This window comes from Actinacidiphila sp. bgisy167, from assembly GCF_057707665.1.
The window spans coordinates 24136-43526 of the sequence record NZ_JBYIQP010000062.1 but is presented as its reverse complement, the minus strand read 5'-3'; the positions used below and the strand labels follow the sequence as shown (position 1 = coordinate 43526).

The 19391-nt window shown below is 71.5% G+C and carries 17 protein-coding genes and 1 pseudogene; 9 read left to right on the top strand and 9 right to left on the bottom strand.

Going from position 1 to position 19391, the window contains the following annotated elements; translation table 11 throughout:
* Positions 1-308: 308 nt before the first annotated feature.
* Complete coding sequence (locus AC3ET4_RS22080; RefSeq protein ID WP_431952027.1) at positions 309-2195, bottom strand: acyltransferase family protein; 1887 nt, start codon at positions 2193-2195, stop codon at positions 309-311.
* Positions 2192-3295 carry an LCP family protein gene (locus AC3ET4_RS22075; RefSeq protein WP_431952025.1) on the bottom strand — a complete coding sequence of 368 codons (1104 nt, stop codon included), beginning with the start codon at positions 3293-3295 and terminating at the stop codon, positions 2192-2194. The genes AC3ET4_RS22080 and AC3ET4_RS22075 overlap by 4 nt, the downstream gene beginning before the upstream one ends.
* Positions 3296-3601: 306 nt before the next feature.
* Between AC3ET4_RS22075 and AC3ET4_RS22070 the strand changes: the two genes are divergently transcribed.
* Positions 3602-4141: a GNAT family N-acetyltransferase gene (locus tag AC3ET4_RS22070; protein ID WP_431952023.1), complete on the top strand. Its 540-nt coding sequence runs from the start codon at positions 3602-3604 to the stop codon at positions 4139-4141.
* 546 nt (positions 4142-4687) lie between these two features.
* On the opposite strand, the gene AC3ET4_RS22065 is transcribed toward AC3ET4_RS22070, so the two are convergent.
* Positions 4688-5740: a cytochrome P450 gene (locus AC3ET4_RS22065; protein ID WP_431952021.1), complete on the bottom strand. Its 1053-nt coding sequence runs from the start codon at positions 5738-5740 to the stop codon at positions 4688-4690.
* A gap of 105 nt (positions 5741-5845) precedes the next feature.
* On the bottom strand, positions 5846-5917 hold the full coding sequence (locus AC3ET4_RS22060) for a tryptorubin family RiPP precursor (RefSeq protein ID WP_431952033.1): 72 nt from the start codon (positions 5915-5917) through the stop codon (positions 5846-5848).
* Between the two features lie 627 nt (positions 5918-6544).
* On the opposite strand from AC3ET4_RS22060, the gene AC3ET4_RS22055 reads away from it, so the two are divergent.
* Positions 6545-6691 carry a hypothetical protein gene (locus tag AC3ET4_RS22055; protein ID WP_431952019.1) on the top strand — a complete coding sequence of 49 codons (147 nt, stop codon included), beginning with the start codon at positions 6545-6547 and terminating at the stop codon, positions 6689-6691.
* 328 nt (positions 6692-7019) lie between these two features.
* Here the strand turns inward: AC3ET4_RS22055 and AC3ET4_RS22050 are convergent, their stop codons facing one another.
* The gene (locus AC3ET4_RS22050; RefSeq protein WP_431952017.1) at positions 7020-7658 is read right to left on the bottom strand and encodes a TetR/AcrR family transcriptional regulator; all 639 of its coding nucleotides are present in this window, start codon (positions 7656-7658) and stop codon (positions 7020-7022) included.
* A 164-nt stretch (positions 7659-7822) separates the two neighbouring features.
* Here AC3ET4_RS22050 and AC3ET4_RS22045 point away from each other — a divergent pair, with 164 nt between their 5' ends.
* On the top strand, positions 7823-8530 hold the full coding sequence (locus AC3ET4_RS22045; protein ID WP_431952015.1) for an alpha/beta hydrolase: 708 nt from the start codon (positions 7823-7825) through the stop codon (positions 8528-8530).
* Positions 8531-9062: 532 nt separating this feature from the next.
* Here the strand turns inward: AC3ET4_RS22045 and AC3ET4_RS22040 are convergent.
* Both AC3ET4_RS22040 and AC3ET4_RS22035 read right to left on the bottom strand, forming a co-directional pair.
* Complete coding sequence (locus tag AC3ET4_RS22040) at positions 9063-9467, bottom strand: TetR-like C-terminal domain-containing protein (RefSeq protein ID WP_431952031.1); 405 nt, start codon at positions 9465-9467, stop codon at positions 9063-9065.
* 57 nt (positions 9468-9524) lie between these two features.
* Positions 9525-9695, bottom strand: a complete 171-nt coding sequence (locus AC3ET4_RS22035) for a TetR family transcriptional regulator (RefSeq protein ID WP_431952013.1) — start codon at positions 9693-9695, stop codon at positions 9525-9527.
* On the opposite strand from AC3ET4_RS22035, the pseudogene AC3ET4_RS22030 reads away from it, so the two are divergent.
* Both AC3ET4_RS22030 and AC3ET4_RS22025 read left to right on the top strand, forming a co-directional pair.
* Positions 9694-10607, top strand: a pseudogene (locus AC3ET4_RS22030) (acetoacetate decarboxylase family protein). The gene AC3ET4_RS22035 and the pseudogene AC3ET4_RS22030 sit on opposite strands and share 2 nt — an antisense overlap.
* 106 nt (positions 10608-10713) lie before the next feature.
* Complete coding sequence (locus AC3ET4_RS22025; RefSeq protein WP_431952011.1) at positions 10714-11109, top strand: tautomerase family protein; 396 nt, start codon at positions 10714-10716, stop codon at positions 11107-11109.
* Between the two features lie 260 nt (positions 11110-11369).
* On the opposite strand, the gene AC3ET4_RS22020 is transcribed toward AC3ET4_RS22025, so the two are convergent.
* Complete coding sequence (locus tag AC3ET4_RS22020; RefSeq protein WP_431952009.1) at positions 11370-12545, bottom strand: cytochrome P450 family protein; 1176 nt, start codon at positions 12543-12545, stop codon at positions 11370-11372.
* Positions 12546-12994: 449 nt separating this feature from the next.
* On the opposite strand from AC3ET4_RS22020, the gene AC3ET4_RS22015 reads away from it, so the two are divergent.
* The 3 genes from AC3ET4_RS22015 (at position 12995) to AC3ET4_RS22005 (ending at position 17168) form a co-directional block, all read left to right on the top strand.
* On the top strand, positions 12995-13573 hold the full coding sequence (locus tag AC3ET4_RS22015) for a TetR/AcrR family transcriptional regulator (protein WP_431952007.1): 579 nt from the start codon (positions 12995-12997) through the stop codon (positions 13571-13573).
* A 1430-nt stretch (positions 13574-15003) separates the two neighbouring features.
* Complete coding sequence (gene uppS, locus AC3ET4_RS22010; RefSeq protein WP_431952005.1) at positions 15004-15702, top strand: polyprenyl diphosphate synthase; 699 nt, start codon at positions 15004-15006, stop codon at positions 15700-15702.
* Entirely contained in the window at positions 15699-17168 is a 1470-nt protein-coding gene (locus AC3ET4_RS22005; RefSeq protein WP_431952003.1) for an oxygenase MpaB family protein, read from the top strand. Before uppS ends, AC3ET4_RS22005 begins: the two co-directional genes overlap by 4 nt.
* Before the next feature lie 204 nt (positions 17169-17372).
* On the opposite strand, the gene AC3ET4_RS22000 is transcribed toward AC3ET4_RS22005, so the two are convergent.
* Positions 17373-17741, bottom strand: coding sequence for a DoxX family protein (locus tag AC3ET4_RS22000; RefSeq protein ID WP_431952001.1), 369 nt, complete (start codon positions 17739-17741; stop codon positions 17373-17375).
* Positions 17742-18531: 790 nt separating this feature from the next.
* Here AC3ET4_RS22000 and AC3ET4_RS21995 point away from each other — a divergent pair.
* Positions 18532-19161, top strand: a complete 630-nt coding sequence (locus tag AC3ET4_RS21995) for a hypothetical protein (RefSeq protein WP_431951999.1) — start codon at positions 18532-18534, stop codon at positions 19159-19161.
* Positions 19162-19391 lie beyond the last annotated feature (230 nt).

The window sequence follows — 19391 nt, the reverse complement described above, 5'->3', positions numbered from 1 at the left end:
CGGCCTTCAAGCCCGGGAGGATGTCAAGCCTTCCATCCGTTCGGTGGCGGCCCGCACCTCAGCGGAGGCACCATCAGCTTCACCCCGATCGTGCGGGCCCTGATGGACGGCGGCCGTGACGATGTCCTTTCCGGCGTACCGAGGGCGATCGGGCGGTACCACGTGCCCGTTAAGGCACGTACACCGGGCGCGGTAGTACGCCGACATCACGGAGACGGACCGTCGGAACCGCATGAGGCCGCCCCTGCCGTAGGACGGCGAGCCTCATGCGGTTGCGCCCGCAGGAGTGCCCACCGGCAATCGGCCCCTCACGTCCGCTTCCGTGCGTCCAGGGCTTGCGCGACGGTCTTCGCGTACAGTGCGCCGCCCGCGGGCCCGGGGTGGATGCCGTCGTCCGCGAGCAGGTCGTCCCTGCCCTGGACGGCACGGTCCCAGTCCGCGAGCAGCACGTTCGGGTGCGCCGCGGCGGTCTGCCGGATGGCGGTGTTGACCTGGTCCTTCCACGAGAGGGAGCCATGCACGGTGACCAGGACGACGGTGCGGTGACCGGCTTCCCGGACGATCTGTTCGAGATCCTGGCGGCCACCGACGCCGTTCGTGCCGAGGCCGATCAGCAGGACCTGGCTGCGCCGGCTCGGCTCACCGAGAGCGCGCACCACGTCGGGGCCGGCGGACAGTTGACGGCTGACCCTGGCGTCGATGGCGATGCCGGGGAACGCCTCCCGCAGTTCCGGGGCGGCGGCGAGCATCACGGAGTCACCGACAGCTGTCACGCTTTCGCCCGGGTGGCGCGGCGACAGGTTCGCCGCACCACCGTCGTGCGCGGCCGGCCTCCGGCCGGCGGCGCTGTTGCCGTCCCCGGCGGTGGCGATGCCCCAGGCGGCGACGAGTACGGCCACACCCGCGCCGGCGGCCAGCACCCGGGCGACCAGGGAAACCCGTTGCGCGGCCCGGCCGCCCGAGGCCCCGTGCCGCCGGGAAGCACCCGCACCCGCACCCGAGCCGCCGTCCGCACGGAACGCAGCGGTCGCCGCCCGCCCGTCCTTGCCGGCCAGCGCGGCGAGCGCCACCGCGGCCGCCTGGCGCACCCCGCGGCGGCGCAGGGGTTCCTCCACCCAGCGGTAGGAGGCCGCTGCCACGGCCACTGCCAGGGCCGCGGCGCACAGGCCGCGGAACGGCACATCGTGCGCGGTGCGCCCGTTCGGGACGGCCAGGGCGATCAGCGGCATGTGCCACAGATAGATCCCGTAGGACCGGCGGCCGACCCAGCGCAGCCAGGAGGCACTCATCACCGTGACGAAGAAGGAGTCGGCCTGCGCGGCGGCCAGGACGACGGCACCGGCGGCCCCCGCCGCGGCGGCGAACCCCCACGGGTACAGGCCGGCGGAGTCGGAGTGGACCGCGCCGGCCAGCACGCACAGCACGATCCATCCCGCCACCCCGGCCGCCCCGCACACCCCGGGTGCCCAGCGGTGCTTCCACACACGCCCGGGCGGCGCCGCGAACGCCAGGGCGGCGCCGAGCAGCAGTCCGAAGGCGTGGGTGTCGCTGCCGAAATAGGCGCGGGAGGTGTCCTCGCCGGGCTGGTGGAGCAGCGCCATCAGCGCCAGGGACGCGAACGCCGCCGCCAGGACGGCGGCCGCGCGGAGCCGGGCGCGGGGCGCCCACCGCAGTGCCGGCATCGCCAGGGGCCACAGCAGATAGAACTGCTCCTCCACGCCCAGCGTCCACAGGTGCTGGAAGAGGGGCGGCGGACCGAAGGAGGCGAAGTAGGAGGCGTGGGTGCTGATCTGCCACCAGTTGTTGGTGAAGGTGAGCGCCGACAGGATGTCGTGCCCTGAGGCGTCGACGCGTGCCGGGCGGCAGAGCGCGGCCACCGCGGTCGCGGTCACGAGGAGGGTGATCAGCGCGGGCAGCAGCCGGCGGGCCCGCCGCAGCCAGAACCGGGGGAGGTCGATCCGGCCGGTGCGGTGCCGTTCGGAACACAGCAGGTCGGTGATCAGGTAGCCGCTGAGGACGAAGAACACGTCGACGCCGAGGAAGCCGCCGGGCAGCCAGGACGGGTCGACGTGGTACACGACGACGAGCAGGACGGCCACGGCCCGTACGCCGTCCAGTCCGTGCACGTACGGGCGCGGGGCGGGACCGCGCTGGTCGACGACGGGGCGCTCGAGCACCATGGTCGCGGCGCTCACCGCTGCCCGCCCCGCGGGCCGCGGGCGGGCAGCGGCCGGTCGTCGCGCAGCGCCTTCCACACGGCGTCGGCCTGTGCCGCCGCGGGAACGACCCGGTTGGGGTCCTGCGGGGCGGGGACGACCGGCAGGGTGCGGAAGTCGACGGCGTCGGGGTCCAGCGCGCCGAGCGAGTGGGCGAGGGACGTCAGCGACGCGAGCGAGCCGAGGCCGCTGTCCGTGGTGATGGCGCTGGTGACGTCGTCGAGGAGCCGGTAGAGCCTGACGGGATCCGTCAGCAGGCCGGCGGAGCGCAGCTGACCGATCAGGGCCTTCATGAAGATCTGCTGGAGCTCGATCCGGCCGAGGTCGCTGCCGTCGCCGACACCGTGCCGGGTCCGTACGAGACCGAGGGCCTGTTCGCCGTCGAGGCGCTGTGCTCCCTTGGACAGATGGGCGTGGCTGTAGTGGTCGTCGATGTTCTGCGGGACGTCCACCCGGACCCCGCCGAGCGTGTCGATCAGCTTCGTGAAACCGCTGAAGTCGATCTCCGCGACATGGTCGATCCGCAGCCCGGACAGTTCCTCGACGGTGGCGACCGAGCAGGCCATACCCCCTGTCGTGTAGGCGGAGTTGAACATGACGGACCGCGCGGCCGGGGCGTCACCCGAGTCGGTGGGGCAGGACGGCCGGTCGACCAGGGTGTCCCGGGGGATGCTGATCACCGAGGCGGACCGGTGGTTCTTGGCCACATGGACGACCATGGCGGTGTCGGAGCGGGCGCCGCCGGCGTCCCGGCCGTAAGCGCGGTTGGCTCCCGACCGCGAGTCCGAGCCCAGCAGCAGCACGTTCAGCGCGCCGGCAGACGTGCGCTCCGGCCGGGCCTTGGCGTCGAGCTGCCCGTCGACGTCCTGCGAGGCGATGTTGCCGTCCAGATTCCGATAGGCGACGGCGGAGCCGGTCCCCAGGACCGCCAGGACCACGGCCGCCGTCACCAGCGGGCGGCGTGCCCGCGACCGGGTGGACGGCACCGCGGCCCGGGCCCGGGCGGCGCGTCGCCGATGGCCCGAAAGCCGGTTGCCGTGCCGGTCCGGCTCGGGGACCGGAAGACGTTGGTCGGTCATGCATGCTCCATCGGAAGGTCCGCGACGGACTTCGCGGGGACGCTGCCGATGGTCGACGGCGCAGGTCTACGGCCCGCTTCCGCCGGCCGTCCATGAAGGCTCAAAACCGGCTCGGTCGTGTAGCCGCCGTGTATCGGCCTTCGCTGCGGGCCGCACGACACGTTCGGCGGCAAGCCGGTCGGGCCGGTTCGATTCGATCACTCCCGCCGGCCTCGGGGCGATCGCCGACGCGGTCCGGGGCAACCCACCGCGTCAGTGCTTCCGCACGTCTTGATCACTGCTGAGCTGGCTGATTGGCTGGCCGACATGACCGATCTCGGACCCGTCGCCTGGCCGCCTGCACCGATCAGGACCGACAGGCTCGTGCTGCGTGAGCCCCAGGCCCGGGACCGTGCGGCGTTCATCGAGCTGCTGGCATCGCCAGAGGTGCACACCTACCTCGGCGGACCCCGCCCGCGTGACGAGCTTGAGCGCGGGTTGCCCGAGGTGCCCGAGCGGTGGCCCGGGAGCTTCGTCGTCGATCTCGACGGGGCGATGATCGGCCAGATCCTGCTTCGGAGAGCGCCGGAGCACCATCGCCCAGCCGCCGCAGGCAAGGCCGATCTCGGCTACCTGTTCCTGCCGCGGGCGTGGGGGTTCGGGTATGCCGCCGAATCGTGCGCGGCGGCACTCGACTGGTTCGAAAGCGTCCTTCCCGGCGAGCCCGTGGTGCTCGCCACCCAGACCGCCAACGCCGGCTCGATGCGCCTCGCGGCAAAGCTGGGCTTCACCGAAGTAGAGCGGTTCCGGGCCTGGGACGCCGATCAGTGGCTCGGCCTGCGGGCCCCGATCACGCCCTCCGACTGAGCTCGCGCTCGCGGATCTGCCGAAGTGCCGTTGTTCCTTCTCCACGCCGCCCCAGGCGTCCGGGCCCGACCGACCCGGCTGACCTCGGCGTGCTCGGGGTTGGCGCAGCGCGCCAGCCGCCGCTCCGGCAGGACCTGCGACAGCCTCGCGTTCGGCGGGTGATCCGGCGACCACGGCTGCAGACCCCTGCCTGCTGGGCGCCGGCGCTGTCGACCACCGCGAGCGACCAGAGCTTCCGCCAGGGCGGCCGCGCTGCGACCGGAGACGAGAGTGCTGCGCAGTGGGCGCCCGGGCAGCCGGGACCTCACCGCGGCCGGCGGGTCCCCTCCACGTCCGCCTCGAGAGGCTGCGGAGCCCGACCGGGGGCGTCCCCGGCCGGCAGCGTCAGCGCCCGCCACTCGCTCTGCGGCTCACCGCGGCCACACGACAGGAACCGTCTGACCACCGCGCCGGAGCGCATCTCCAACCCGTGGGTGCTGTCCTGTCCGGTCAGGCCGTCTGCCGCTGCTTCGCCGGGGCGCATACACCTGTACCGCGCGCGGAGACCTATCGCTTGTCGACCACTCGCACACCGGTGACGCCGAGGAGGCCGTGCAGCGGCACGTGGGCTGATCGCTGGTCGGGGTCGACGGTGAGGTTGCCGCGTCGCGCGATGTCCAGCAGGCGCTCGGCGAGGGGGATGACCATGTGGCGTCCCCAGCACCGCTCGTTGGCGTGCCCGAAGGGGAGGTAGCCGGGGTGGTTGTCCGGATCGAGGCTGTCCCAGCGTTCGGGGCGGAACTCGTCCGGTGCTTCCCACAGTTCGGGGTCACGGTGGGTCAGCAGGGGGAGCATCAGCACGTCGTCGCCGGGTCCGATGCGGCCGTCGACCGCGTGGAATTCCGGTGACGCCATACGCAGCAGGTTCCACGACACGGGCAGCAGTCGCAGTGTCTCGTGGATGATGTGCCGGTTGGGCACGTCGTCGTCGAAGGGCGCTCCCAGCCACAGTGCGCCGGTGACGAGTGCCGCGACGGTGAAGCACACAGGTGCTGCCGCACGGCGGTACAGACCCATGGCGTGACGCCGTTCCTGGTAGGTGCGGGCTTCCGAGAGCATCGCGCCGAGGTGGGTGGGTGCCTTGCCGGACCGGCGGAACGAGGGGAGCGCGGCGCCGGCGGCGATCACGGTCCAGGTGAGTTTCGGGGTGAGTTCCAGCCGCCGGTCCACCATCACCTTCAGCCGGTAGGGGTCGTCGCCGAAGACGATGTCCCGCAAGTGGTTGTGCGGCACGTGAGGCCATATGCCGGTCAGGTCGGCGTCCAAGCGTGCGGGGTCGGCCAGTGCCTTCTTGACGTCCTTGGAGACGGCGCGCATCACGGCCGAGGACTCCGGGCGAGTGATGGTGCGGCCCTGCAAGGGCTTGAAGGTGGGGCGTTCGAACTTGTTGGCCGGGCGGCAACGCAACAGGGCGTCGATGAGTTCCGGATCGGAGACTCCCACGGTGTCCGAGTCCAGGCGGAACAGGCCTGTGCCGCGGTGTTCACGCAAGAGCGCGTCGATCCTCGGCGTGAACACGGTGACACGACCGCCCGGGGCGGTGGCGGTGGGGCGGCGCATGGGTGTCCTCTCTTGGCGGTGGGAATGCTGTTGCTCAAACGTTGTGCCCGGCAGCCGTGGCATGCCGGGCACAGACGTCACTCAGCGGATCGGAATGTCCGCGGATCAGTACCAGATGTACCAGGCGTAGGCCTTCAGGCTCTTCTCGGCCTTGAACTTCCTGGTGATTGAACGCATGGCCTTCATGGCGTCTCCCTCCGGAATTGGGTAATGGGTGAACTGCCCCCGAATACCTGGCGGACAGGGCCGGGTGCATGGGTGCGAGATTAGAGACGGGCCGTCAGGGGGGTCAACGTGACGCAGTTCACCCGGAGGTACTCGCCGTTAACGTTTGCTTCACCCGCATCCCGTGTGTGCCCGTTTCTCGCAGTTTGCGCACGGGGGCCATACCGAAAAATTACCGATCCTTACATCGGTAATGCCCGAAGGCGGGTTTCAAGGCGGCGAGGACGTGCTCGGTGCGCGGACGTCACGGCCCCTACCGGGAGGTCTTCGCGACCCGAGACCTCGGACGGGCGCTGTACCTGATCGCCGAAGCCGCGCTGAGCCGGCGCAGCGGCAGCCCCGAGGAGACGGCCGTCGCGCTGGAGCGGATCGATCCGGAGTGGGGCAGACGGTTCCACACCGGTGGCCTGGACGGCACGGGGACGGTCGAGGCGTGCGGGCGCGACCCGTTGGAGGGGCTCGCCTGGATCGCGAGGTCCTGGCCTGAGCAGGCCTGGGGCATGCTGGAGCTGATCTGGTACGAGCGAGGGCCGTGCCCTCTATCTGAGGGGCGGCGAGCTGGACTTCCTCAACCGGGCCGTGCGCCGTGCCGAGCTGGACCACCCCGAACTGACGGACGGGTTCGAGCTGTACTTCCACGCCTTGGAGAAGTCGCTCGGTCTGCGTCTGCCACGCCGGGACTTCGCCGAGGGAGAGGTGCGGGCCGCGTACCGGGCCGAAGGATAGCGGGGGAGCGCGGTGAGGGTTCGGGAGCGCCGTCGAGGTGCGCCCGCGCTCTGCGAAATCGAACACCCTGAGGCAGCGCCCTGTCCTCGCCGCATACGCATAGGTGCCGGGAACGGTTTTCCGGGTCGCGTGCGTCCATTCCGGTGTGACGGCACGCCACGACTGGCGGCCGAGGAGTGCGGACGACTTCTCGGTGACACTGCCGAAGGACCCTCGGAGAAACCCTCTGCTTCGTGCTACCAGCCGTCTGGGCCGCCAGTGCTATCGGTCGGTGGCTTTGGGATGGCCGGTGGAGGCGTTGAGCTTGAAGTGCACTTCCACGATCCCGTCATCGCCCGGCCTGCACGTCGATGCCCAGGAGGCGTCTCAGGACGGTGCGGCCCATCTCGATGTGGCTCGCGTCCTGATATAGCAGGTACATGTCGTTCGCCTGACGCAGGATGGCGAGGACCTGGAAGGTCAGTTCCTGCGGTGACTGCTCGCCGGACAGCCTGCCGGCTTCCTGTGATTCCACGACGGCGGCGTTGACCAATTCGGTCCAGCGGCCGTGGAGGAGTACGAGCTGGTCGCGGACGGCTCCTGGGCGGGTGTCGTACTCCGCGTTCGCGGCGGCGAAGAAGCAGCCGCCCGGGAAGATGTCCCGTTCGACGAAGGAGAGCCAGTTCTCGCACAGAGCGAGGAGCTTTTTCAGAGGATCGGATTCCTGGAGAGCGGGCTGGACGATCTGTTTGTCGTAAACCAAACGAGCCTGTTCGATGATGGCCAGTTCCAGCTCTTCTTTGGATCCGAAGAGTGCGTGCAGTGACGACTTGCTCATGCCTAGCTTGGCGGCCAGCATTCCGATGGTGAGGCCTTGGAGGCCGTGCACGGTCGCTTCTGCGGGTGCTGCGGCCAGCGCGGCGTGTCGGCTCCGCTCCCCATTGCTCCGCGTACGGCGAGCGCGAGTCCCTGTCGCCTCAGCAGACATGATCAGCTCCTCTTGGACGACCGACCGTCCAGTTTAGAGCACTCCCGCTTCGACCGCTGCCTCCGGCGCCCAGGGGGTCGCCCAGAGCACCCGGGTCGCTGTTTGGACGGACGTTCGTCTAACGTGTGGGGCGAACGTTCGTCCAACGATCTGTAAGGAAGACCATGCGGAAGTCGGATCTCCCCACGCTTCTCCTCGTGCATGGCGCGTGGCACCGCAAGGAGACGTGGGGGAAGTTGATCAACGAGCTGCCCGGCATCGACGTCAGGACGGTACAGCTGCCCTCCAGCGCCCCTGTCCCGCCCGAGCGGCTCGGCGGCCTCTACGACGACGCGGAGGTCGTTCGCGCCGCAGTGGACGCCATCGGCCGGCCATATGTGGTGGCTGCCCACTCGTATGGTGCGGTCCCCGTGACGCAGGGGCTGCCGGGCGCGGCCAACCTCCGCCGGGTGGTCTCCATCTGCGGATGGCTCCTCGACGTGGGCGAGTCCCTCCTGTCCGTCATCGGCGGCAAGCCCACGGAGTGGATGCCGGAGCAGGAAGGAGGCTGGTACGACATGACCTCTCCCCGGGAGATCTTCTACGCCGACCTGTCCGAGGAGGATGCCGCCGCCGCAGCCGCGACACTCGGCCCGACCTCCGTGGCGTCCATTACCGAGACTGTGACGCAGGCGGTCTGGCGCACCGGTGTCCCCGTCACCGCCATCTACGCGAAAGACGAAGTCATGGCGCCCTTCTTCAAGAACCTCGCCGAACGAGCCGGGGACACAGTGCTCTCCCTGCCTGGTAGTCACTCCCCCTTCCTGTCACGCCCGGCAGAGCTCGCGGCGATCCTCCGCAACGAGCTCGAACAGGCCGCCAAGGAAGCCTGACTCACGCGGCGCGTGCTCTACGACGTTCGGGCCGACGCCGACGCCGACGCCGACGCCGGGCGCGCTGATACCGCCGGTCGGTCGTGAGTCCCCCGCACACCCGTGGTCGTGATAAGCCGGAGAGCTGCGAGAACACCGCCGAGGTGACAGCACCGGTCGACGGTTTCCGCCGGGCGGCGGCCCCCATCCGCCACGTCGCCGCTCAGCGGAACCAGGCATCTGCCGGCGTCGCGGCAGGTCGGCGGTACGCCCCGCCGCTGAGCACCCGGCAGTGCCGGTGGCCGGCCCGGGGGACGCGCCCGACTCGAAAGTGGGCCGCGCCACAAGACTCCTACCTCGGTTTCGCTGCTGGGCGATTGGCGGGTGGGCTGGCTCTTGGTGACCCACTCACTCGCGGCAGGCGAGGGTGTCGCCCACGGGGGGCGAGGGGGGATTGCGGCAAAAGCGAATGCCCTCAGCGTGCCCCGGGGAACGCGGCGGCCTCGACCGCCGCCCCGAGCGGCGTTTTGGGCCCGCTCGCGGCAGTCGGTCATCAGCGGCGCGGCGAGGAAGCCCTGGTAGGCCCGCCGGAACACGACGACTCCGTGGCCTGGGCCTGGATGCACCGGACGAGGTGTTCGGCGAGGTCGGTGTCGAGGGGGATGCCGGTCAGGAGTCGCCGGTAGAGGATGGTGCCGGCCCAGACGTCCTGGACGAGGTCGGTGTCGAGGTCGGCGGGCAGGTCGCCGCGGTCGATGCCGCGGTGCAGGGCGGCGGTGATGTTCTCGCGTTTGCGGTGGAGGAAGGACTGCCGGAAGCGGGCCATGAGCGCCGGGTGGGGGAGGAGGCCGGCGGCGAGGGCGGGGAGTGCGGCGGCCAGGTTCTCGTCGGCGTGGTTGGCGATGGTCATGTCGACGGCGTAGCGCAGTTCGGCTCGCGTGTCGCCGAGGTCGGGGATCTGTTCGGCGCGGAAGATCTCGGCGAGCGCGTCGGTGACGAGCGCCTCCTTGCCCGGCTACCAGCGGTAGATGGTGGACTTGCCGACGCCTGCGGCCGCCGCGACGGCCTCGATGGTCAGCGCCGGGTACCCGTGGCTCGACAGGACACCGCGTGCCGAGGCGAGGATCTTTGAAGCAGAACGCGGCTCGCCGGTGGCGGCCGTGCCTTCGGAAAATTCCAGTCCCATGCCGCAACGATACGTATCGTTTCACTTTGGCGCCAGGGTCTGCTACTGTCGTCCCTGTCGGCGAAACGATACGTATCGTTTCGGAGCTGGTCCTCTTGCTGAAGGAGCTCGTGTCATGAAGGGCTACACCGTTCCCCTGTCTCCCCGTGGTATCGCGAACCTGGCCCCGGCCCCGCCGTGGCACTACGCCGGCACCGCGGTCGGCGTGGAGTTCTTCACCGACCCGCAGGCCGCCGCGGCGACGCTGCCCGAGGGGCTGACCCTGGACCCGGACTCGGCCGGGCGCGGGGTGGCGCTGTTCATCGACTGGCAGTACTCCTCGACGAACCTGGAGTACCTGGAGCCGGCCCGCGCGCAGTACCGGGAGTTCTTCATCACCCTGGACGCCCACTACCAGGGCACCCCGGTGTCCTGGTGCCCGTACATCTACGTCGACAACGACTCGGCCATGGCCCGCGGATGGGTGCAGGGCTTCCCGAAGAAGCTCGGCGCGGTCCACCAGACCCGCGCCTACGCCGTCGGTGGGCCGGGGACGCCGGTGCTGGGGCCGGGCGGTCAGTTCGGGGCCACCGCGTCCTCCGGCGGGCAGCGCACGCCGAGGCCCGGGTCACGCTGGAGCAGCCCGTGCCCGACCCGACCGCTTTGATGGGCCGGCCGCTGGTCAACCTGCGTCACTTCCCCCGGCTGGCCGCCGGGCAGCACGACAAGCCGGCCGTGCACGAACTGGTCATGGCGGTGCTGGACAACGCCGCCGTCGCCGACGCCTGGGCCGGCACCGGCGAGCTGGCGTTCCTGCCCGCCCACGGCGAGGAACTCGCCGACCTGCCCGTCCGCCGCACCGGCCGCGGCTTCCACTTCGACCTCGCCTACACCGTCACCGACCTCAAGACCCTCGCCGACCACAGCAACTGACCACCCCACGCACCCCCATCAACCACCCCCGTCCCCACCCCGGGGCGCCGTGCCTCCCCATCGACGGGAGGGGGCACGGCCCCCGCTCCGCCCGTCTGGAGCCGACGTGCCCATCTACACCTGCACCACCGCCGAGGGAACGCTGACGCCCGCGGTCAAGCGCGAACTGGCCGGGGAGATCACCCGGATCCACGCGGAGATCAACCACGTGCCGCCGGCCTACGTCAACGTGGTCTTCTCCGAACTGCCCCAGGACAGCGTCTACGTCGGGGGCGAGCCCGGCGCCCCCCTGCTCATCGGCGGCTGGGCACGCCGGGGCCATCCCCAGGAGGAGACGACCCGCCTGGCCCTGGAGGTGGCCGCGGCCGCCTCCCGCATCACCGCGATCCCCGAGCAGCGGGTCCTGGTGGTCATCCAGGACAGTCCCGCCCGCTCCGCGGTCGAGGCCGGACACGTCCTGCCCGAACCCGGCCACGAACAGGAATGGATGGAGCAGCACTGACAACGGCACCCGCACACGGCGGCAGTCGACGTCGGCGGTGCGGCCGCAGACATGGCAGGGGAGACGGCGGAAGGCATCCAGAGCCCCGCCCTCGCGCCGGCCGACAGCGAGGCCGGACGGCCGGTGGCCGCCGCACCGGCCCCGGCCTGCCGCGTCCGAGCCGCCGGCGAACGCCCCGCCCCGCGGGCAGCGGACGACCGGCAGCGGGTCCGCACGCGGTGGGTGGAACAGCGCTCGCTCCCGGCCTCGCGGAGACGGTCTCAGGACAGGCGCACCGGCAGGCTGGCGGGACCGTGCATGAGCAGGCTGTCGCGCATGGTGAGCGTGTCGGGCGACACCGCCAACCGCAGTTCGGGGAAGCGTTCGATCAACTTGCCCACGGCGACGAGTGTCTCCATGCGCGCGAGTGGGGCACCGGGGCAGTAGTGGATGCCGTGGCCGAAACCCAGGTGCCGCACGCTGTGGTCCCGGTGGATGTCGAAGCGGTCCGGGTCGTCGAAATGGTCGGCGTCGCGATTGGCGGACATGATCGAGATGAGCAGCGGCTCACCCGCCGGCACGGTGACGCCGCTGAGCGTGATCGGCTCGGCCGCCCATCGCGGGCTGCTGATGTTGACGGGGCTGTCGTAGCGGAGGACCTCTTCGATGGCCGCGGGCAGCAGAGCGGGGTTCGCGCGGACCTGAGCCAGTTGCTGCGGCGCTTGCAGAAGCGCCAGGACCGTGTTGGCGATCAGATAGACCGTGGTGTCGTAGCCCGCCACCAGCAGGAGCGTGGCGTTGTGGAGCAGTTCCGTCTCGGACAGCGTGCCGCCGTCCTCCGCGGCCGCCAGAGCCAGCGCGGAGAGCAGGTCGTCGGCCGGTTCGGCCCGCTTGCCTGCCACCAGTTTCTCCAGGTAGGCGTGGGCCTCCCGCGCCACTTCGGGGTCGTGCTGGGTCCCGTTGAACGCGTCCGCAAAGGTGGCGAATGCCTCCCGGTCCTCCTCGGGTACGCCGAGCAGCTCGGAGATGACCAGCAGCGGGATGGGAAGGGCGAAGGCGGAGACGAGGTCGACCTCGCCCTGTGCCGCCATGCTGTCGAGCAGCTCGTCGGCGAGTTGTTCGATCTTGGGGCGAAGGGGTTCCACGGAGCGCGGGGTGAACGTCTTGTTGACCAGGCGGCGGATGCGGGTGTGGTCCGGCGGGTCGAGGTAGAGGAGGCTGTCGTGACCGTCGCGCGTGTCGAGCTCGGGGACGTTGCGCTGGTCTCGTTTCACCCGGGGATCCGTCAGCAGGCTCATCACCTCGTCGTAACGGGTCACCAGCCAGCCGTCGCCGTGCGCGGATCCCGCGTGCACGTGACCCACCGGGCACCCGGACCTCCGCTGCGCCATCACGCGCTGCGCGTCCTGGACGGCTCGGTCGAGGGGGAAATCGGTCTCGTTCGATGCTGCGGTCATGCGGTGTCTGTCCTTTGCGTGATGGCCACGATGCACGACCCGTGCGTCGAGTGGCCTTGGTGCGACTTTCGAAGCCCGTGTTCGGGTCGGACGTCGTGCGCGCAGAGTGCTGCCGCGGCGCCGACGGACGCGACGACGAGCGTGGTGACGCGCCGAGGGCGCTTCCGGCATGTGCCGAGGGACGCCGGTGGCGTGACGCGGCTGAGGAAGACGGTCCCCGGGACTGAGGCGGTGCGGCCGGACGGGAGCCGGCAACGGGACCGGTGTCGTTCCCGCACCCCACGTCGAGAGTTCGTTTCGTCTGTTCCGCATCCGTGAGGCGACGGCCGGGCGGCGGACCGGGTTCCGGGGCCGGGCGCGTCCGCTGCCCCGGCGCCGGTCCTCAAAGGCGGCATTCCGCGAGGGCGCCGCGGCGCAGCTCCTTGCGGGGGGACGTGCACAATTGGGGGATGACTGCTGCCCGGAACCTGGAGACCGTCGAGCCGGAGGCTGTGCACTTCCGTCGCACCGACGCGCGACGCAACCACGAGCGGGTCTTCGCGGCTGCCCTGGAGATCTTCGGTGAACGGGGGCTCCAGGCCACGGTGCCGCAGGTGGCGGAGCGCGCCGGGGTCGGCAAGGCCACGGTGTACCGCAGCTACCCCACCAGGGACGACCTGGTGGAGGCCGTGGTCCGGCACCGGTTCGCCGTGTACGAGCAGTCCCAGGGCGCGCGCGTCCCCACCGCGGACGCGTACGCCGAGTTCAAAGGACAGGTCCTCGCCCTCATGCACGCCCTGGCCGGCGACCGGCTGCTCGCCGACGTCCTGGCCGACCCGCAGTCGCCCGCCGCGGCCACCCTGCTGGAGCGTCTGTCCACGGCCATGGAAGCGGCGAAGGAGTCGGGGAAGATCCGTTCCGACGCCGACGTCCGCGACCTGCGGACCATGCTGTGCGGCCCGGTCCTCCAGCTCATGCGGATCTCGGAGCAGGAGCCGGCGCGCTGGCAGCGCTACGGCGAGCTCTTCCTGCAAGCCATACGTCCCTGACGCGACGGCGCGGTCGGCGTCGGCCGCGGTCCGTCCATGCCGGAACCCGGGGGTCCGCGGTGCGTACGGGGCTCCGTGGCGCCCGCCGGCGGTGACGACGGTGACGCCGGTCGTGAACTGCCCGAAGACGGCCCGCTCCGCGGCGCACGGTCGGACCGTGGGGGCGGCGCTGCTCGTGGAGCGGGCCACGGCGATGTCCTCCCTGGTACGGAGTGTGCTCGGTGCGGCGGGACGGCCCTGCCGGTCTCAGACCATGGGGCGGGAGACCGGCCGGACGCCCGCCCCCGTCGCGGGTGCCCCGCGTCGGCCGCGGAACGCCCACAGCCCGTGTGCCGGGCGTTCAGATGCCGGAGGGCAGGACCCAGTTGCGGCGCTCGTAGACCACCTCGAAGCCCATCCGGAGCATGTTGTGCAAGCGAGGTGTTGTGTTCCCCCGGGGCCTCGGCGCCGGTCTCGGACACCAGCCAGCGGCAGCCGGCCGCCTTGGCTGCCTGGGCGCGCGCCGCGAGCAGTGCGGTCTGGCCCCCGCGTCCTCGTGCTTGCGGGGCCGTGAAGTCGGCGTAGCAGTGGGCCGTCTCGACTCCGAGGAACATGATGGCGCCGCCGACGATCTCCTCACCGTCCCAGTTCGGCCCGGAACGCCGTCGGCGCCCCGTCGACGACCAGGTCGTACAGCGAATCAGCTTCCGACCGATCGGCCATGGCGGGAGTCACGCTCATCGAAGAACCACCTTGGATCGCGCGAGAGCGGCTGAATGGTCGCCAGGCCCCCGCAGATAGCGGCTTGGCGGACGCGGCAGCACCGGCGCATCCGTTTTCTCGCCGCTGGATTTAGATTCTCCATCCTGCCGTATGAGGGCAAAGAATTCCGCAAGCAAGATCATTGGATGGGCAAAGCCGCCGGCGTGCCGGCTGCGAGGGCGCCCCGGCTCGGGGAGGCGGCCGCAAGCGCCCGTACGTGCGGCGTGTCACTTCGGGCCGAAGGCCCGGGTGGCGGTCTGGTCGACGCCGCCGCCAGCGTCCCGCTGGTCTTCGGCGGTATGCCGCCTGGCCGGGGGATGTCCGGTCGCTGCCGGTCGCGTGCGAGCACGGCGCGGAGTCCCCGCATGGACGGCTTCCCGATACCGAAAACGAAGAATCGGGCATGTGAGCTATGGGTGATGATCACCGTTCGGCCGGTTGAGGTCCCTTACGTGTCGCCATACTCCTGAAAGGGACGCTCCGGTCGGGGCGTTGGGGACGGGCGATACGGGGTGGGCGTGACCGAGCGCGGTAGGACCGACCTTGGCGCTTTGGGCGAGACGGGGCCGGGTGCGACGGACCACGGCGTTCCGCGCGCACGCGCGGCGGCCGAGGACCGGCCGGGCAGGCGACAGCACGGCGACGGACAGCGGCAGGCCGGCCGGCCGGCACGTGCGGTACCGCGGCACGTGGCCTGCGTGATGGACGGCAACGGCCGCTGGGCGCAACGGCGTTCTCTTCCCCGCACGGCAGGCCACCGGGCCGCGGAGACCACCGTCATCGACGTCATCGAGGCGGCCCGGGCCGCCGGCGTCGAGTGGCTGAGCCTGTACGCCTTCTCCACCGAGAACTGGAACCGCCCCGGCTCCGAGGTCGACTACCTGATGCGCCTGGTCCGCCGGGTCGTGCGCAAGCACGCGCCGCTGCTGCTCGCCCGCGGCATCCGCTGCCGCTTCCTCGGGGCCGCCGACCCGCGCATCCCCCGTGGACTGGCCCGGGATCTCGACGACGTGTCGGCTCTGACCGCCGACAACCGCAGGATGACGCTGACCGTCGCCTTCGACCACGGCGGGCGCCGGGACATCGTCGAGGCCGCGAGGTCGCTGATCCGCAGCCGAACGCCCGCCGACGAGGTGACCGAGAGGCTCTTCGCGGACCACCTGCCGTTCCCCGACACTCCCGACGTGGATCTGGTCATCCGCACCTCCGGCGAGCAACGCATCTCCAACTTCATGCTCTGGCAGGTCGCCTACGCCGAGTGGGTCTTCCCCGAGGTGCTCTGGCCGGACTTCCGGGCCCCCGACTTCCTCGCCTGCCTGCACGCCTACCAGCACCGCGACCGCCGCTTCGGCGGCGTACCGCCCCGCACGATCGGAGATCCGCCATGACGACCGGACCCACGGGAACGGCCGACGAACAGCCCCTGCTCGGCCCGCAGTCGCGGTTCAGCGCCTTCTTCGACGACCCGCGCTGGGCGCTCGCCATGATCCGCGCCACCGTGCTGGAGGCCGCTCACCCGCAGATCGGCGCCGCCCTCCTCGACAACTCCACCTTCACCACCCACCCCTGGCGCCGGCTGCGCAACACCTTCCTCAGCATGCGGCGCATGTTCGACGCCGATCCGGCGGTGCGCGAACGGGAGGCCGCCCGGCTCAACCGGCTGCACTCCCGCATGAGCGGCGCCGACTCCCGCGGGCGCGCCTACGACGCGATGGACCGCCAGGCCCGCGCCTGGGTGGTCGCCACCCTCTTCGAGAGCGCGGTCACCATGTGCCGGCTGAGCGGCCAGCCGCTCGACCAGGACACGATGGAGGGGATGTACGCGGAGTACCGCGCGTACCTCGCCGCGCTCGACGGCGACGCCGGGGAACTTCCCGAGGAACTGCACGACTTCTGGCGGTACTTCGACACCGTCGTCGAGAACGAGCTGGAGAACACCGAGGCGGCCCGCGTCATCCTCTACCGGCTCTTCGACCACCTGCCCGCTCCGGCACTGCTCAAGGGCATGCCGACACTGTGGGCGGCCGGCCGGGCCGTCGCCGGACCGCTTCTCGGCACGATCACCGTCGCCTCGCTCCCCGAGTCGTACCGGCGCCGGGCCGGCCTGCCCGAGATGCCCGGCGCCCAGGCCCTGATGCAGGGCGCCTACCTCGCCGCCGGACTCGGCCGCTTCCTGCCCGAGGGCCTGATCAGCGCCGAAGGCATCATCGAAGTCCTGTCCCTGTCACCCGGCAGCGACGACCCCCGCGCCCGGACCGTGGCCGCTGTGCGTGCCCGCATGAAGCGGGCATCGGCCCTGCTGCGCCTCCTGACACCACTGGGCGGCGACGCCGGCCCCGCACCGGACCCGGCGCCTTCGCCGGACACAGGGCAGAGCCGGCGGTCGGCGGAGCAGTTCTTCCGCCAGGTGCTGGACCAGACCGGCGACGGCCACCTCGACTGGCCCGACCTTGCCGCCATGGCCCGCGAACTGGCCACCCGCCTCGACCTGGACGAACCCGAGGAGACCCGGCTCTACGACGCCTTCGCCGCCTGGTGGCGCGAACTCCAGGCCGCCCTCGACACCGACGGCGACGGCCGCGTCAGCGTCGGCGAGTACGCCGCCGCCGTCCCCTCCCTCGCCGGACCGGCGCTCATCCGTGTCGCGGAGGTCCTCTTCGACGTCACCGACAAGGACGGCAGCGGAGCCATCGACGCCGACGAGTACCGCGCACTCTTCCGCACCGCCTTCCACCGCGACCTGACCACCACCGACGGCGCCTACGGCCGGAGCGCCTTCGTGGGCGACTTCCTCTCCTTCATGTCGGGCCGCCGCGCAAGCACCCCCTACGACCCCCTCCTGGCCGACGCCTGACGAACTCGTGCATCGCGAGCGGCGGGGCTGCTCGACGCCACGGCCCGCCATGGACCGGCTGCTCCGGCAGCGCGGCCTGATACCAGCGCGCACGCCGCGACCGCCACGCCATGATGGGGCGCCCAGGAGGCCCGAGCCGCCGCATGCCGGGACATCGACACGGCGGTCGACGTCGACTCCCGGGCCCTGAGGCCCGGGAGGACGTCACAACGACGCGGCCAGAGTCACAGCCGCGGCCACGGCCACAGGCAGCAGCACGATGGGGGTGATCGCTGCGCCGCGGGTGGCGCTGTCGCTGTACTCGCCCTTCTTGGCATGGAAGCTGATCGCACCGATGAGCACCACGACCGTTCCGGCCGCGGCGGCGATCCCCAGCGGCTGCCACCAGATGCCGACGCCCAGCCCGACAGCTGCGGCTACCTCGGCGAGTCCCACGAAGCGGACCAGACCGGAGCTGAGCCCCTTTTGGATCAGGCCGTCCGGGACAGCGCCCTTGAGCTGCACCTTGGGAGCGCCGGCGGCGAGGAAGACGAGGGCGAGCAGAACGCTGAGGATGACAGCGGCTATGTACACGATGGATTCCTGATCGAGAACGAGTGACGGCGGGACGGCGGGACGGCGCGAGGAGGAGCCCCCGCCGACGCGCTCCGCGGAGCGCGTCGGCCCGCGAGCACCGCTTGCGGGCAAGGCTGACCGTGACGCAGGCGAACGGCGATCCGGGAGAGCGCGACGCGGTTCTGCCGGGCCCGGGCCGGGCATGACGAGTCCGACTCGCGATGTCGCGTCCGGCCTCCCCGGCCAGGTGGCGGAGCGACCCCACCGAGGGGCGAACCCCTCGTACGCCATCAAAGCATTACTTGATACGTCAAGCAAATCCTGGATCGGGCGGCAGCGCGCGGCCGCCGCGCGGCTCCCCGGTCACACGATCCCCGGGGCCCGCAGGCGTTCTGCGTCAAGGCCGGACCGGCGTGATCTTCCGGCGCGGGTCGCGGCCGCCGCGCGGCCCGTGGTCGGGCGGAGGCGCGGCGCACGTACAGGGGCGGAGCCGCGCCGGTGCGCGGTGACCACCGCCGTCGTTCCCCGCGAGGTCTGCGAGTGTCGAGACGGCGAACCGGCCGGCGGTGACGTGGCGACCGGGGTCTTCGGGCCCGGAATTTTGGCCTCTCCATCGGCTCACGTCAAGTCCCGTGTTGTCGGAACGTGACCCGGGCGCTGCGGCCAGGCCTACTGGAGATGCGGGCCTCGCGGGACTGGACATACCGGCAGGCCCAGCCCGAAGGAACTTCCCGCTCAGGCGTTCCCGTCGCCGGCCCGGATGTTCCTCCGGCATTCCCTTTCCCTCCCCCCTCCAAGGAGTTACGTCATGTTTCACAAAACTCAGGGTTCAGGTCAGGTCCGTCCGGCGCGCCGTGGACTGCGAGCGGTGGTGCTGTTCGCGTCGGCTGGCGTGATCTCCGGGGCCATCGCTCTGCCGGCCTCGGCGGCGACGGTGGACATGAGCAGGAGCACCACCGCCGCGGCAGGTGTGGTGAGCGACGGTGGAAAGGGCGGCGAGGGCGGCGCGGGCGGCAGCAGCGTCTTCGGCCCCGGCGGGTCCGGCGGCTCCGGCGGTTCCGGCGGCGGCAGCGTCTTCGGCAACGCGGGGTCCGGCGGGTCCGGCGGGGCCGGTGGCGGCAGTGTGTTCGGTCCCGGCGGTGGCGGCGGTGGCGGTGGCGGTGGCGGCGAAAGCGTCTTCGGCAACGGGGGCAGGGGCGGCAACGGCGGGTCCGGCGGCGGCAGCGTCTTCGGCAACGCCGGCAACGGCGGCAGCGCGGGCTCCGGCGGGGACAGCGTCTTCGGCGCCGGCGGTGGCGGCGGCAACGGAGGCTTCGGCGGGAACAGCGTCTTCGGCGACGGCGGCGACGGCGGAAAGGCCGGCGGCGGTGGCGGTAGCGTCTTCGGACCGGGCGGCCCCGGCGGTGTCGGTGGCCCCGGCGGGATCAGTTTCTTCTGAGCACCCGTTGACGATCTTGGACGCCTCTTGAAGGACGGCCCCCGCCGCCACGGCACGGGGGCCCGAGGTGCGCCGCCCGCTGCCGCACAAGGGCCGCCCGGCCCGCGCGGTCGTCGTGTGCCGGGAACGACGCGAGACAGCGCGGTCGGCGGCAGGCTGCCGCCCCGGGCGGGTGCGCCGTCGCGTCGGCACGTGGTACAGGTCGCCGGGTTAGACTCGCGCCCCGGACG

What these genes read in the sequence shown, in the direction of transcription:
- AC3ET4_RS22075 (WP_431952025.1), bottom strand. Translation starts at nt 3,295, where the DNA reads ATGACCGACCAACGTCTTCCGGTCCCCGAGCCGGACCGGCACGGCAAC.
- AC3ET4_RS22070 (WP_431952023.1), top strand. Translation starts at nt 3,602, where the DNA reads ATGACCGATCTCGGACCCGTCGCCTGGCCGCCTGCACCGATCAGGACC.
- AC3ET4_RS22065 (WP_431952021.1), bottom strand. Translation starts at nt 5,740, where the DNA reads ATGCGCCGCCCCACCGCCACCGCCCCGGGCGGTCGTGTCACCGTGTTC.
- AC3ET4_RS22050 (WP_431952017.1), bottom strand. Translation starts at nt 7,658, where the DNA reads ATGTCTGCTGAGGCGACAGGGACTCGCGCTCGCCGTACGCGGAGCAAT.
- AC3ET4_RS22045 (WP_431952015.1), top strand. Translation starts at nt 7,823, where the DNA reads ATGCGGAAGTCGGATCTCCCCACGCTTCTCCTCGTGCATGGCGCGTGG.
- AC3ET4_RS22035 (WP_431952013.1), bottom strand. Translation starts at nt 9,695, where the DNA reads ATGGGACTGGAATTTTCCGAAGGCACGGCCGCCACCGGCGAGCCGCGT.
- AC3ET4_RS22020 (WP_431952009.1), bottom strand. Translation starts at nt 12,545, where the DNA reads ATGACCGCAGCATCGAACGAGACCGATTTCCCCCTCGACCGAGCCGTC.
- AC3ET4_RS22015 (WP_431952007.1), top strand. Translation starts at nt 12,995, where the DNA reads ATGACTGCTGCCCGGAACCTGGAGACCGTCGAGCCGGAGGCTGTGCAC.
- AC3ET4_RS22005 (WP_431952003.1), top strand. Translation starts at nt 15,699, where the DNA reads ATGACGACCGGACCCACGGGAACGGCCGACGAACAGCCCCTGCTCGGC.
- AC3ET4_RS21995 (WP_431951999.1), top strand. Translation starts at nt 18,532, where the DNA reads ATGTTTCACAAAACTCAGGGTTCAGGTCAGGTCCGTCCGGCGCGCCGT.